General features: G+C 63.9%; 11 protein-coding genes. 4 read left to right on the top strand and 7 right to left on the bottom strand.

Going from position 1 to position 13,395, the window contains the following annotated elements; all coding sequences use genetic code 11:
- Nucleotides 1–66 precede the first annotated feature (66 nt).
- The 3 genes from ACIPZ5_RS17220 to ACIPZ5_RS17210 all read right to left on the bottom strand — a co-directional run bounded on the left by ACIPZ5_RS17220 (nt 67) and on the right by ACIPZ5_RS17210 (nt 2,969).
- Nucleotides 67–1,311: an MFS transporter gene (locus ACIPZ5_RS17220; protein ID WP_400809783.1), complete on the bottom strand. Its 1,245-nt coding sequence runs from the start codon at nt 1,309–1,311 to the stop codon at nt 67–69.
- 216 nt (nt 1,312–1,527) lie between these two features.
- Nucleotides 1,528–2,370 (bottom strand): mechanosensitive ion channel family protein, encoded by an 843-nt coding sequence (locus ACIPZ5_RS17215; RefSeq protein ID WP_261941458.1) that lies wholly within the window; start codon nt 2,368–2,370, stop codon nt 1,528–1,530.
- 113 nt (nt 2,371–2,483) lie between these two features.
- Nucleotides 2,484–2,969 carry a YajQ family cyclic di-GMP-binding protein gene (locus ACIPZ5_RS17210; protein WP_054884610.1) on the bottom strand — a complete coding sequence of 162 codons (486 nt, stop codon included), beginning with the start codon at nt 2,967–2,969 and terminating at the stop codon, nt 2,484–2,486.
- Nucleotides 2,970–3,071: 102 nt separating this feature from the next.
- Between ACIPZ5_RS17210 and ACIPZ5_RS17205 the strand changes: the two genes are divergently transcribed.
- From ACIPZ5_RS17205 to ACIPZ5_RS17195, 3 genes are read left to right on the top strand one after another with little or no spacing between them, the layout of a single operon-like run.
- A complete protein-coding gene (locus ACIPZ5_RS17205; RefSeq protein WP_343597815.1) occupies nt 3,072–3,989 on the top strand; it encodes a putative 2-dehydropantoate 2-reductase in 918 nt (305 codons plus the stop codon).
- 30 nt (nt 3,990–4,019) lie between these two features.
- On the top strand, nt 4,020–6,050 hold the full coding sequence (locus tag ACIPZ5_RS17200; protein ID WP_400809780.1) for an ATP-binding protein: 2,031 nt from the start codon (nt 4,020–4,022) through the stop codon (nt 6,048–6,050).
- A gap of 1 nt (nt 6,051) precedes the next feature.
- Nucleotides 6,052–6,618: a cob(I)yrinic acid a,c-diamide adenosyltransferase gene (locus ACIPZ5_RS17195; RefSeq protein ID WP_400809778.1), complete on the top strand. Its 567-nt coding sequence runs from the start codon at nt 6,052–6,054 to the stop codon at nt 6,616–6,618.
- Between the two features lie 130 nt (nt 6,619–6,748).
- On the opposite strand, the gene ACIPZ5_RS17190 is transcribed toward ACIPZ5_RS17195, so the two are convergent.
- The 4 genes from ACIPZ5_RS17190 to secA form a co-directional block, all read right to left on the bottom strand.
- Nucleotides 6,749–7,690 (bottom strand): Nudix family hydrolase, encoded by a 942-nt coding sequence (locus ACIPZ5_RS17190; RefSeq protein ID WP_343597821.1) that lies wholly within the window; start codon nt 7,688–7,690, stop codon nt 6,749–6,751.
- Nucleotides 7,687–8,319: a glutathione S-transferase family protein gene (locus ACIPZ5_RS17185; RefSeq protein WP_261941463.1), complete on the bottom strand. Its 633-nt coding sequence runs from the start codon at nt 8,317–8,319 to the stop codon at nt 7,687–7,689. The genes ACIPZ5_RS17190 and ACIPZ5_RS17185 overlap by 4 nt, the downstream gene beginning before the upstream one ends.
- Before the next feature lie 136 nt (nt 8,320–8,455).
- Entirely contained in the window at nt 8,456–9,673 is a 1,218-nt protein-coding gene (gene argJ, locus ACIPZ5_RS17180; protein WP_085675085.1) for a bifunctional glutamate N-acetyltransferase/amino-acid acetyltransferase ArgJ, read from the bottom strand.
- Between the two features lie 192 nt (nt 9,674–9,865).
- Nucleotides 9,866–12,601, bottom strand: coding sequence for a preprotein translocase subunit SecA (gene secA / locus ACIPZ5_RS17175; RefSeq protein ID WP_261941464.1), 2,736 nt, complete (start codon nt 12,599–12,601; stop codon nt 9,866–9,868).
- 307 nt (nt 12,602–12,908) lie between these two features.
- On the opposite strand from secA, the gene ACIPZ5_RS17170 reads away from it, so the two are divergent.
- Nucleotides 12,909–13,370 (top strand): DUF721 domain-containing protein, encoded by a 462-nt coding sequence (locus tag ACIPZ5_RS17170; RefSeq protein ID WP_400809775.1) that lies wholly within the window; start codon nt 12,909–12,911, stop codon nt 13,368–13,370.
- Nucleotides 13,371–13,395 lie beyond the last annotated feature (25 nt).

The following is a 13,395-nucleotide window of genomic DNA, read 5'->3' as shown; positions in this document are numbered from 1 at the left end:
CTGAAAGCAGTGGTGTACCTGTGGGAGCGCGTGAGCCCGCGCAAGAGCCGGCGCAAGCAACCAGGGTTATTGCGCGACAGCCCCTTCCCCAGGCCGCCCACCCACCACAAACCACAATGGCCAAAGCGCCAAGGCACCTGCCACGCCCGCCGCCAGGGCAAAGTGCAGCAAGCTCGCCCCTGCTCCGATCATCGCCAGTACCGCGCCACCCAGCCCCAGCAAGGCAATGGTGATCATCCCCAGCATCGCCGACACCAGCCCCTTGCTCTGCTCGCTGGCGAACAGCGTCATGCGGTACAGCACCGCATTGGCCACACCCAGCCCCAACGCATACAGCGACATGCCGGCGACCACGCTGGTCACCGTCGGCCAGCACCAGGTCGCCAGCACCATCAGGCACAGCCCGGCCAGGTACGGCCCCAGCGCGCCACGTACCAGGGCCGGCAGCGGGTAACGATCGGCGATGCGGTTGATGATCAGGTTACCGAGGATCAGCCCACCGAACACCGGCAACTGCCACAGTGCATATTCCATCGTGCTCAGCCCCTCATCGTGGATCAGCAACACCGGCGACAGGCCGATCCAGCCAATCAACGGCAGGCCCACCAGGCCCAGCGCGGCACTGCCGGCGACGAACTTGCGGTTGGCCAGCAACTGGCCATAACCGGCGAGCAGAGGCAGCAGGTGGATCGGGGTGAACGGCAGGCGTGAGCCATCACGGCGCTCCACACCGAGGGTTTCCGGCATCAGGCGATGCAGCAGCAGCCAGCACAGCACCGCGCCGATGGCAAAGGCCACGAACAGCCAGCGCCAGTCCAGCCACTGCAGCATCAGGGTACCGACCAGCGGGCCGAGCAACGGCGACAGCAAGGCGATGTTGGCCAGCAAGGCCATCATGCGCACCGCATCCGCTTCGCTGAACGACTCGTTCAGCGCCGGGTAGCTGACCGTCACCACGAAGCCCAGGCCGATGCCCTGCAGCAGGCGCAGCAGGTTGAACAGGCCGATATCCTGGACCCAGTAGGTGGCCAGGCAGGCGGCGCCAAAGAAGGCACAGCCGGCCAGCAGCAGCGGACGGCGGCCATAGCGGTCGGCCAGCGGGCCGATCAGCCATTGCAACACCACGCCACCGAGCAGGTACAGGTTGAGCGCATGGGGGATGTATTCGGGGCTGGCGTTGAGATGCTCGACCACCACTGGCATCGCCGGCATCACCGCGTCGCTGGCCAGGTAGGTAAGCAGCTCGAACAGGGCCAGGGTCAGGCCGAACAGCAGGGCCCGGAGGGGGGTGATGTATAACAGTGGTTTCATGATCGCGTATCGGGTGCAGGCAGGAGGGGTCAGGGTATATGCCAGAAATGGCGGGCAATTGCTGTGAACAAGTGTAAAAACACGGGGCCGCTTCGCGCCCCATCGCCGGCAAGCTCGGCTCCCACAGGATCACAGGCTTCGAGCCTTGTGCAGTACCTGTGGGAGCCAAGCTTGCCGGCGATGGGCCGCAAAGCGGCCCCAGCTTGCAACTCGGTGTTACTGCGTAGCCGTTTCCTGCACCACGCGAATCACCCGCTGCGGGAACGGGATATCGATCCCTTCGGCCTTCAACCGGTCACGGGCATGCTCGTTGAGCATGAACATCACGTCCCAGTAGTCGGAGGTCTTGGTCCACAGGCGCAACGACACAGTGATCGAACTGTCGCCCAGGGTCGAGACTACCGCCTGCGGCGCCGGGTCCGGCAGCACGCGCGGGTCCTGCGCCAGTTCCAGCAGCACCTGGCGTGCCTTCTGCAGGTCGGCCTCGTAGTCCACGCCCACATCGAACACCACCTTGCGCGTCGGCTGGCGGTTGGTGTTGGTGATGATGCCGTTGGACAGGCTGCCGTTGGGCATGATCACCGTCTTGTTGTCACCGGTGCGCAGCACGGTGTGGAAGATCTGGATGCTGTCGACGGTGCCCGCCACGCCCTGCGCCTCGATCCAGTCGCCGATGCGGAACGGGCGGAACAGCAGGATCAGCACACCCCCGGCGAAGTTTGCCAGGCTGCCCTGCAAGGCCAGACCGATGGCCAGCGTGGCACCACCGATCGCGGCCACGAACGAGGTGGTTTCAATGCCGATCATCGAGGCAACGCTGATCGCCAGCATGACCTTGAGGATGATGTTGGCCAGGGTGCGGATGAAGCCCTGCAGTGCCGGGTCTTGTACGCGCAAACCCACCAGCCTGGCGAGACGATCGCTGACCACGTTGGTAAGCCACCAGCCAATGGCCAAGGTCAGCAGTGCCAGCAGCAGGCGGCTGCCGTATTCCATGATCAAGGGGACCCAGGTCTGCGATTGGCGGACCAGCTGATCGACTTCAGCGTTCAAATCCATATTCATCTCCTGATGCCGAACGGCATGTACACGTAGAGCAGGCCGCCGTCGGTTCGGCGGCCATGGACCCCATGGACATCATTACGCCATCGGGGTTCCGGACAACCCTGCGATCAGTCGCGGAAGTTGTTGAACTGCAGCGGCATGTCGAATTCCTTGGTGCGCAGCAGGGCAATGGCTTCCTGCAGGTCGTCGCGCTTCTTGCCGGTGACACGTACCTGCTCGCCCTGGATGGCAGCCTGGACCTTGAGCTTGCCGTCCTTGATGGTGGCGACGATCTTCTTGGCCAGGTCCTTGTCGATACCTTCGCGGAACTTGGCTTCCTGTTTCTTTTCCTTGCCCGACGCGTACGGGTCCTTGGTTTCCAGGCACTTCACGTCGATCTTGCGCTTGACCAGCGCCAGGCGCAGGATTTCCAGCATGGCTTCGAGCTGGAACTCTTCCTCGGCGGTCAGCACCACGGTCTGCTCCTTGTCCTTGAACTCGAAGCTGCCCTTGCCCTTGAGGTCATAGCGGCGGTCGAGGTCCTTGATGGCGTTGTCGACCGCGTTCTGCACTTCGTGCTTGTCCAGTTCCGATACCACGTCGAACGAAGGCATGGGTATTCTCCATAAAATAAAAGCGCGCTCAGTCTGAACATGGAGCGCGTCGGTGTTAGAAGGTTAAAATGCGGGCTCATTATAACGGGTTGCGAAACGCAGATGAGCAGCACCTGGCATATTCTCGGCGCCGGTAGCCTCGGCAGCCTCTGGGCCTGCCGCCTGGCCCGCGTCGGCAAGGCGGTACGCCTGATCCTGCGCGATGCGCAACGCCTGCGTACCTACCAGCAGGCCGGCGGCCTGACGCTGGTTGAACAGGACCAGACAAGCCTCTACGCCATCCCGGCCGAAACGGCCGAATCCGGCGGGCCCATTCATCGCCTGCTGGTGGCTTGCAAGGCCTACGATGCCGCCCCTGCCATCGCCCGCCTGGCACCGCGCCTGGCTGAAGGCGCCGAAATCGTGCTCTTGCAGAACGGCCTCGGCAGCCAGGACGAGGTCGCCGACCAAGCGCCCCACGCCCGCTGCATCTTCGCCTCCAGCACCGAAGGCGCGTTCCGCGAGGACGACTGGCGGGTGCGTTTCGCCGGCCATGGCTTCAACTGGCTGGGGGACCCGGCCAACCCCACCACTCCCGAATGGTTCACTGACCTGGGCGACGCCGGCATTCCAGGCGAATGGACTGTCGACATCATGACCCGACTGTGGCGCAAGCTGGCGCTGAACTGCGCAATCAACCCACTGACCGTGTTGCACGATTGCCAGAATGGCGGATTGCTCGGGCATCTCGATGAGGTCGAGGCACTGAGCAAGGAACTGGCCGAACTGCTGCGCCGTTGCGGCCAGCCCGAGGCGGCGACTGATCTGGACGAAGAAGTGCAGCGGGTGATCCTGGCTACCGCCGCCAACTACTCTTCCATGTACCAGGACGTGCGCGCTGGCCGGCGCACCGAGGTGCACTACCTGCTGGGCCACGCCTGCCGGGCAGCTGAGCGCCACGGAATGAAGCTGCCACGGCTGGAACACCTGCACCGGCGTCTGGTCGATAACCTGCGAGCGCGTGGTTTGCCCAGCGCCTGACCTCAACCCAATACGGACATTGCCTTGCCCATGAGCCTGCGCCAACGCCTGGAAAACCTCCCGGTCGGGCAGAAACTGCTGGCGGCCCTGCTGGTACTGCTGGTGACCATCCTGCTGGTGGCCAACCTGACCTTCATCAGCGCCGCCTACTGGATCACCCAGGAGAGCATGGCGCCGCAGGCGTTGCAGACCATCGGCAGACTGGTGGCCAACCCGCAGCTGTCGGCCCGTGCCGGCGACTCAGCCGAGACCGCCACTGCCCTGCTCAAGGAACTGGACAGCTACACCCCGCTTCGCGCCGCCGCCATCTACGGCGGCGACGGCAGCATGCTGGCCCAGCTGCAGCACGGTGAGCCACTGGTCCTGCCCAAGCGCTACCGCAACATCGACGGCTGGCGCTTGATGGAGTTCCGCAGCACCCAGCTGATCCGCATCCCCCGCGATGCCAGCCCACCGGCACACCTGCTGCTGGTGGCCAGCAGCGAGCTGCCCACGGCGTTCTACACCGGCACACTCAGCGCCAGCCTGGCGATCCTGGTGTTCAGCATCCTGCTGTGGATCATCATCGCCCGGCAGATCAAACGCCTGATCACCCAGCCGATCAACCAGCTCGAAGAACTCAGCCGCCAGGTCACTCGCGAGGAGAGCTATGCCTTGCGTGCCACCCGCGGCAACGACGACGAGATCGGCAGCCTGGCCGAAGCCTTCAACACCATGCTCTCGCGCATCGAGGCCCGCGAGCAGCAGCTCAAGCGCACCCGCGACGAGTTCCAGATGGCCTATGACCAGGCCCAGGGCCTGGCCGAAGAAACCCGCCACACCAATCGCAAGCTGGAGCTGGAAGTCCAGGTGCGCAGCAAGATCGAGAAGAAACTCACCGGTTTCCAGAACTACCTCAACAGCATCATCGACTCCATGCCCTCGGCACTGATCGCCCTCGATGAGCAGCTCTACGTCACCCAATGGAACCACGAGGCCACGGTGCTCTCTGGCACGCCGCTGGACGAAGCGCTGAACCAGCCGATCTTCATCGCCTTCGAGCCACTCAAGCCTTTTCTGCCGCAGCTCAAGGAAAGCGTCGAAAAACACCGGGTAGCGAAGATCGAGCGGGTCACCTGGCCCAAGGGCGAGGAAATGCGCCATTACGCCCTGACCTTCTACCCGCTGATGGGCGGTGGCGGCCGCGGCGTGGTCATTCGTATCGATGACATCACCCAGCGCCTGTCGCTGGAGGAGATGATGGTGCAGTCGGAGAAGATGCTCTCGGTCGGAGGCCTCGCGGCCGGCATGGCCCACGAAATCAACAACCCGCTGGGCGCGATCCTGCACAATGTGCAGAACATTCGCCGACGCCTGTCGCCGGAGCTGCCACGTAACCAGGAACAGGCCAGCGAACTGGGCATCGACCTGTCCAGCGTCAACCGCTACCTGGAAAACCGCGAAGTGCCGCAGCTGCTCGACGGCATTCAGCAGGCCGGCGCACGCGCCGCCAAGATCGTCACCCACATGCTCAGCTTCAGCCGCCGCAGCAACCGCCAGCTGGCGCCTTGCGAGCTGCCGGCGCTGATCGACCAGGCCGTGGAAATTGCCAGCAACGACTTCGACCTGACCATCGGCTTCGACTTCAAGGGCCAGGCCATCGTCCGCCAGTTCGACCCCAACCTGGGCCCGGTGCCCTGCACCGCCAACGAGCTGGAGCAGGTGCTGCTGAACCTGCTGAAGAACGCCGCCCAGGCCATCCACCAGCGGCCGCAGCCCAGCGAGCCAGGGCGTATTACCCTGCGCACCAGACTCAACCCGCCCTGGGCCGAAATCCAGGTCGAAGACAACGGTGTGGGCATGCCCGAAACCGTGCGCAAACGCACCTTCGAGCCGTTCTTCACCACCAAGGAAATCGGCCAGGGCACCGGGCTCGGGCTGTCGGTTTCGTACTTCATCATCACCAACAACCACAAGGGGCAGATGGAAGTGCAGTCCACGCCCGGCCAGGGCACCTGCTTCACCCTGCGCCTGCCCCTCGGCCAACCGCCGGCGGCGGTACCGACCCACACGGAGGCATGACATGGGCTATCGCCTGTCGAAGATCTACACCCGCACTGGCGACAAGGGCGAGACCGGCCTGGGCGACGGGCGGCGGGTGCCCAAGGACCACCCACGGGTCGAAGCGATCGGTGAGGTAGACAGCCTCAACAGCCAGCTCGGGCTATTGCTCGCCGGCCTTGCCGAGCTGGGGCTGGATGAAGTGAGCAATGTTCTGGCGCCGTGCCAGCATCGCTTGTTCGACCTTGGCGGCGAGTTGGCGATGCCCAGCTACCAGGCCTTGAACCACGCCGAGGTGGAGCGGCTGGAGGCGGCGATCGATGTGTGGAACGAAGAACTGGGGCCGTTGCGGAACTTCATCCTGCCCAGCGGTTCGGCGTTGGTGGCGCAGGCCCATGTATGCCGTAGCCTGGCGCGCAGTGCGGAGCGGCGCTGCCAGCAGCTGAATGCGCTAGAGCCGCTGGAGGGGGTTGGCTTGGCGTATATCAACCGGCTTTCCGATCTGCTGTTCGTGGCGGCGCGGATCATCGGGCGGCGGCAAGGTGTTGCAGAGGTGCTGTGGCAGCCTGCAGAGAAGCCTCAGGGCTGATATCGCCGGGGCTGCTTGCAGCCCATTCGCGGGGCAAGCCCGTTCCCACAGTTATGGCGCATCTTTCGAATCCGGCGCTGTACCTGTGGGAGCGGGCTTGTCCCGCGAATGGGCCGCAACGCGGCCCCAGTTATTCCGGCCAGAACGCGCGTATCCCGGCAACACCTTGGGCTCCAGCCTCCCAGGCCTTCTGCCGCTCACCCGGCCCGACACCACCCAGCAGGTACACCGGCTGATTGAACCCGGCAATCAGCCGCTGCGCCTCATCCCACCCCAGCGGTACCGCCTCGGGGTGGGTCTGGGTCGCCTGCACCGGCGACAGGGTGACGAAATCCACGCCCATCTGCTCGGCCAGCGCCAGCTCTTCGGCACTGTGGCACGACGCCGCCAGCCAGCGCTCCTTGGGGAACGGACGGCCTTTGGCTGCGTACTTGCGCAGCTGTGCGGCGGTCAGGTGCCAACCGGCGGACGGGAAGTCCCCCAGCCACTCCAGAGGCCCCTTGAGCATCAGCTGCGCCTTGCCGGCGCACAGCCCCACAGCGTCCACCGCCACATCGCGGTACTTGGGGTCGTACATGTCCGGGGCGCGCAGCTGGATCAGGCGGATACCACTGGCCACGGCCTTCTGGATACCCTTGAGCATCGCCGGCACTTCCAGGCCATCCGGTGTGATCAGGTACTGATCCGGCAAGCGGGCAGCCGCTACGATCGGCTTGTTGGCCTCTGGGAATTCGTATTGCGCCAGGTCACGCGGTGCAACCCAGGCCAGAGGCTGGCCTTCTGCGCCATGGGGCTCGCCGGTAAACGCGTCGACCTCGCGAACATCCAGCAGCACCTGCTTGTCCGGGTAGTCGTGGCTGACCTTGATCAGTGCCCGTGAAGTGGTCACTTCGATGCCCAGTTCTTCACGCAGCTCACGGGCCAGCGCTGCTTCGACGCCTTCGCCTTCTTCCACCTTGCCGCCAGGGAATTCCCACAGGCCGCCCTGGTGCTGGGTATCGGCGCGGCGCGCAATCAGAATGCGCCCGTCAGCACCGCGGATCACCGCGGCTACAACATGAATCCGTTTCAACCTTCACGCTCCGCCAGGCCAGCTTGCTGCCAGGCCTGGAAGGCTGGCCACTGGTAAATGGTCTCGATATAGGTGGCGGCCTCAGCGGGCACTTCCACGCGGTAGGTGCGCAGGCGCACCGCCACCGGAGCGAAGAAGGCATCGGCCAGGGTCGGCTTGCCGAACAGGAACGGCCCGCTGTCCTTGGCAACCAGGCGGCACTCGGACCACAGCGCGACGATGCGGTCGATGTCCACCTGCACCTCCAGCGGCATGTTCTCCAGCGCCTGGTCACGGGTCAGGTCGAATGGCATGGCACCGCGCAGGGCGAAGAAGCCGCTGTGCATCTGCGCGCAGGCCGAACGAGCCTGGGCACGGGCGGCCACATCGGCCGGCCACAGCTGGGCCTCGGGGTGGCGTTCGTTGAGGTATTCGGCAATGGCCAGGGAATCGGCGATCACCCCGTGCTCGGTCTTGAGCAGCGGCACCTTGCCGGTGGCGGAGAATTCGAGGATGCGTTTGCGGGTGTCGGGCTGGTTCAGTTTGATCAGCGTTTCATCGTACGCCACGCCGGCCAGTTCGAGGGCCAGGGCGCCCCGCAGCGACCAGGAGGAATACAGCTTGTCGCCGATGATCAGGTGATAGCTCATGGTTCGGCTCCATGTGTTTGGAATGTCGGGGCTGCTTTGCAGCCCATCGCGGATGAATCCGCGCCTACAGGGAGCGCATGACCCCTTGTAGGAGCGGACTCATCCGCGAAAGGGCCGCAAGGCGGCCCCATTAACATCAGGTGCGATATTCGGCGTTGATCTTCACGTATTCGTGGGACAGGTCGGTGGTCCAGATGGTTTCGCTGCACTGGCCACGACCAAGCTCGATACGGATGGTGATCTCTTCCTGGGCCATCACCGCAGAACCCTGCGCTTCGGTGTAGCTCGGGCTGCGGCCGCCCTGGCTGGCGATGCACACGTTGTCGAGGTACACGTCGATCAGGCTGACATCCAGCTCCGGCACGCCAGCACGGCCCACGGCAGCCAGAATCCGGCCCCAGTTCGGGTCGGAGGCGAACAGCGCGGTCTTGATCAGTGGCGAGTGGGCCACGGCGTAACCGACATCCAGGCACTCCTGGTGATTGCCACCACCGTTGACCTGCACGGTGACGAACTTGGTCGCGCCTTCGCCGTCACGGACGATGGCCTGGGCCACGTCCATGCACACTTCGAACACGGCCTTCTTCAGCGCTTCGAACAGCGCGCCGCTGGCCTCGGTCACTTCCGGCAGGTTGGCCTTGCCGGTGGCGATCAGCATGCAGCAGTCGTTGGTCGAGGTGTCACCGTCGATGGTGATGCGGTTGAACGACTTGTTGGCGCCGTCGAGCATCAAGTCCTTGAGCACTGCCGGGGCGACCTTGGCGTCGGTGGCAATGTAGCCAAGCATGGTGGCCATGTTCGGGCGAATCATGCCGGCACCTTTGCTGATACCGGTCACGGTGACGGTCACGCCATCGTGCTGGAACTGGCGGCTGGCACCTTTTGGCAGGGTGTCGGTGGTCATGATGCCGGTGGCGGCTTCAGCCCAGTGGTTTTCCGACAGGTTGTCCAGGGCGGCCTGCAGCGCGCCTTCGATCTTCTCGACCGGCAGTGGCTCACCGATCACACCCGTGGAGAACGGCAGCACGGATTCGGCAGGCACGCCGGTCAGCTCGGCCAGCTTGGCGCAGGTACGTTCGGCAGCGGCCAGGCCTGGCGCGCCGGTACCGGCGTTGGCATTGCCGGTATTGGTCAGCAGGTAGCGCACGGTGCCCTGCACGCGCTGCTTGGACAGGATCACCGGAGCGGCACAGAAGGCGTTGAGGGTGAACACGCCAGCCACGCTGGAGCCTTCGGCACAGCGCATGACCACCACGTCCTTGCGCCCGGGGCGCTTGATGCCAGCAGAAGCGATGCCGAGTTCAAAACCCGGAACCGGGTGCAGGGTGGGCAAAGGACCAAGACCAACAGCCATTAGAGCGCTCCTAGAAAAACGGTGAACTGATGATGGAAGAGCGGGGCCGCTTAGCGCCCCATTCGCGGCACAAGGCCGCTCCCACAAGAGGCTTGCAACCTGATGCGGCGCAGTCCCTGTGGGAGCGGCCTTGTGCCGCGAATGGGCCGCACAGCGGCCCCGGTTTTGTCACGTTACAGCGGATGGTTCAGGTCACTCGATCTGACCATGGCAATGCTTGAATTTCTTGCCCGAACCACACCAGCACGGCTCGTTGCGGCCAAGCTTCAGGTCGTTGCGTACCGGGGCAGCGGCCACGGCCACTTCGGCGCCCTCCTCGCTCAGCTGCTCACTTTCAAGGCCCGGCGCGGCGGCATGCTGGAACTGCATGCGGCTGGCCAGTTCCTCGGCTTCGCGGCGCAGACGGGCTTCTTCTTCGGCCGGGTCTTCGCGGCGTACCTGAACGTGCGACAGCACGCGGATGGTGTCGCGCTTGATCGACTCGAGCAGTTCCTGGAACAGCGAGAACGACTCGCGCTTGTACTCCTGCTTCGGGTTCTTCTGGGCGTAGCCACGCAGGTGGATACCGTGACGCAGGTGGTCCATGGTCGACAGGTGGTCTTTCCACAGGTCGTCCAGCACACGCAGCAGGATCTGCTTCTCGAAGGTACGCAGGGCGTCGATACCGGCCTGGTCTTCCTTCTCGGTGTAGGCAGTGGTGATTTCGTTCAGCAGCTTCTCGCGCAGGGTCTCCTCGTAGAGGTGATCGTCCTCGTCCAGCCACTGCTGGATCGGCAGCTTCATGGCAAAGTCGCTGGCCAGCGACGCTTCGAGGCCGGCCACGTCCCACTGCTCCGGCAGCGACTGCGGCGGAATGTGCTGGCTGATGGTGGCATCCAGCACCTCCTGACGGAACTCGGCGATGGTGTCGCCAATGTTCTCGGCCGCCAGCAGGCTGTTGCGCATGTGGTAGATCACCTTGCGCTGTTCGTTGGCCACGTCATCGTATTCGAGCAGCTGTTTACGGATGTCGAAGTTGCGGCCTTCGACCTTGCGCTGGGCTTTCTCGATGGCGTTGGTGACCATGCGGTGCTCGATGGCCTCGCCGGACTGCATGCCCAGTGCCTTCATGAAGTTCTTCACCCGGTCAGAGGCGAAGATGCGCATCAGGCTGTCTTCCAGCGACAGGTAGAAGCGGCTCGAACCCGGGTCGCCCTGACGACCGGAACGGCCACGCAGCTGGTTGTCGATACGGCGCGATTCGTGGCGCTCGGAGGCGATCACGTGCAGGCCACCGGCTTGAATCACCTGCTGGTGACGCTTCTGCCAATCGGCTTTGATCTGGGCGATCTGCTCGGGCGTCGGGTTTTCCAGGGCGGCCACTTCGGCTTCCCAGTTACCGCCCAGCAGGATGTCGGTACCACGGCCAGCCATGTTGGTGGCGATGGTCAGCGCACCCGGAGCACCGGCTTGCGCGATGATCTCGGCTTCCTTCTCGTGGTACTTGGCGTTCAGTACCTTGTGGTCGATACCTTCCTTCTTCAGCAGGTTCGACATGTGCTCCGAGGTTTCGATGGTGGCGGTACCCACCAGGATCGGGCGGCCCTGGGTCATGCTTTCTTTGATGTCGGCGATGATCGCGGCGTATTTCTCGTCGGCGGTCAGGTACACCAGGTCGTTGAAGTCCTTACGCGCGAGCGGCTTGTTCGGCGGAATGACCATCACGTTGAGGGCGTAGATCTGGGCGAACTCGAACGCCTCGGTGTCTGCGGTGCCGGTCATGCCGGACAGCTTGCTGTAAAGGCGGAAGTAGTTCTGGAAGGTGGTCGAAGCCAGGGTCTGGCTTTCGGCCTGGATGTTCAGGTTCTCTTTCGCTTCGATGGCCTGGTGCAGGCCCTCGGACAGGCGACGGCCGGGCATGGTACGGCCGGTGTGCTCGTCGATCAGCAGGACCTGGCCGTCCTGGACGATGTACTCGACGTTGCGGTGGAACAGCTTGTGTGCACGCAGGCCGGCGTAGACGTGGGTCAGCAGGCCCAGGTTGTGCGCCGAGTACAGGCTTTCGCCTTCGGCCAGCAGGCCAGCCTGGGTCAGCATCTCTTCGATGTACTGGTGACCGGCTTCGTTGAGCTCGACCTGGCGGCTCTTCTCGTCGATGGTGAAGTGGCCTTCCTGGGTGACCTGGCCTTCGACTTCTTCGATGTGCTGGGTCAGGCGCGGGATCAGGCGGTTGATCTCGATGTACAGCTTGGAGCTGTCTTCGGCCTGGCCGGAGATGATCAGCGGGGTGCGCGCTTCGTCGATGAGGATCGAGTCGACTTCGTCGATCACGGCGAAGTTCAGTTCACGCTGGAACTTCTCTTCCTGGCTGAACGCCATGTTGTCGCGCAGGTAGTCGAAACCGAATTCGTTGTTGGTGCCGTAGGTGATGTCGGCAGCGTAGGCGGCGCGCTTTTCTTCAGGCGGCTGGAAGGCCGAGACGATGCCCACGGACAGGCCGAGGAATTCGTACAGCGGGCGCATCCAGTTGGCGTCACGGCGGGCCAGGTAGTCGTTCACCGTGACCACGTGTACGCCCTTGCCCGACAGGGCATTGAGGTAAACGGCCAGGGTACCGACCAAGGTCTTGCCTTCACCGGTACGCATTTCTGCGATCATGCCCTCGTGCAGGGTCATGCCGCCGATCAGCTGCACGTCGAAGTGCCGCATGCCCATGACGCGCTTGCCGGCCTCACGGGCCACGGCGAAGGCTTCGGGCAACAGCTGGTCCAGGGTCTCGCCTTTGGCCAGGCGCTCCTTGAACTCTGCGGTCTTGGCGCGCAGTTGCTCGTCGGAGAGGGCCACCATCTTCTCTTCGAAGGCATTGACGATAGACACCGTCTTGAGCATGCGTTTGACTTCACGCTCGTTCTTGCTTCCAAAAAGTTTCTTTAACAAAGGCGCAAACATATCGGCAGGATCTTCCACACGTAGGGATGGAGGGCGGCCCCATGAGTCGCCCGTGCAGCCCTGAGGCCGCATGCGAACGAGCATTCTACCCGGAAACGATGGTGAGGAAAGTGGTCGATTGCCACGATGCTGGCACAGCGCTTAGGCGGGGGCTTTTCTAAGATAGGGGCATTTTCCCTGAGTTCAACCCAGAGGAGGATGAAAGCTATCGAGAATGGCTCGTATTTTGTATTGCCTGTACTGGCCTCTTCGCGGGCAACAGAGGTGTTAGACTGCCCATCTTGCTTGTCACCTCATGCATACCGCCATGGCCTTCAAACCCTCCCCCGCTCAACCGCCCGCTACCCTGCTGCGTCAGAACCGCCCGCTGCGCCTGCTGCTGAACCAGGCCGAACGCCTGGAACACTTGCAGCGCCTGCTGGAAAGCCAGTTGCAGCCGGCTGCCCGCGAGCATTGCCATGTGGCCTCCTGGCGCGATGGCACCCTGCTGCTGGTGGTTACCGACGGCCACTGGGCTACGCGCCTGCGCTACCAGCAAAAGCGCCTGCAGCGCCAGCTGCAGGCGCTGGAAGCCTTCGGCAACCTGCAGCGCATCCTCTACAAGGTACAGCCACCACTGGTGCCGGCCAAGCGCGGCGGCAACACCACCGTGCTGTCGAACACCGCCGCCGCGAGCATCCGCGATTCCGCTGAAGGCATCGCCGACCCCAAGCTGCGCGCCGCCCTTGAGCGCCTGGCCAGCCACGCCCATCACAAAGAAAAGCCCTGAAATAAAAAAGGCCACCCGAAGGTGG

This window comes from Pseudomonas sp. NPDC089428, from assembly GCF_044749325.1.
Classification (GTDB): Bacteria; Pseudomonadota; Gammaproteobacteria; order Pseudomonadales; family Pseudomonadaceae; genus Aquipseudomonas.
The sequence above is the reverse complement of the archived record's forward strand: the minus strand, read 5'-3'. Positions and strand labels throughout refer to the sequence as shown.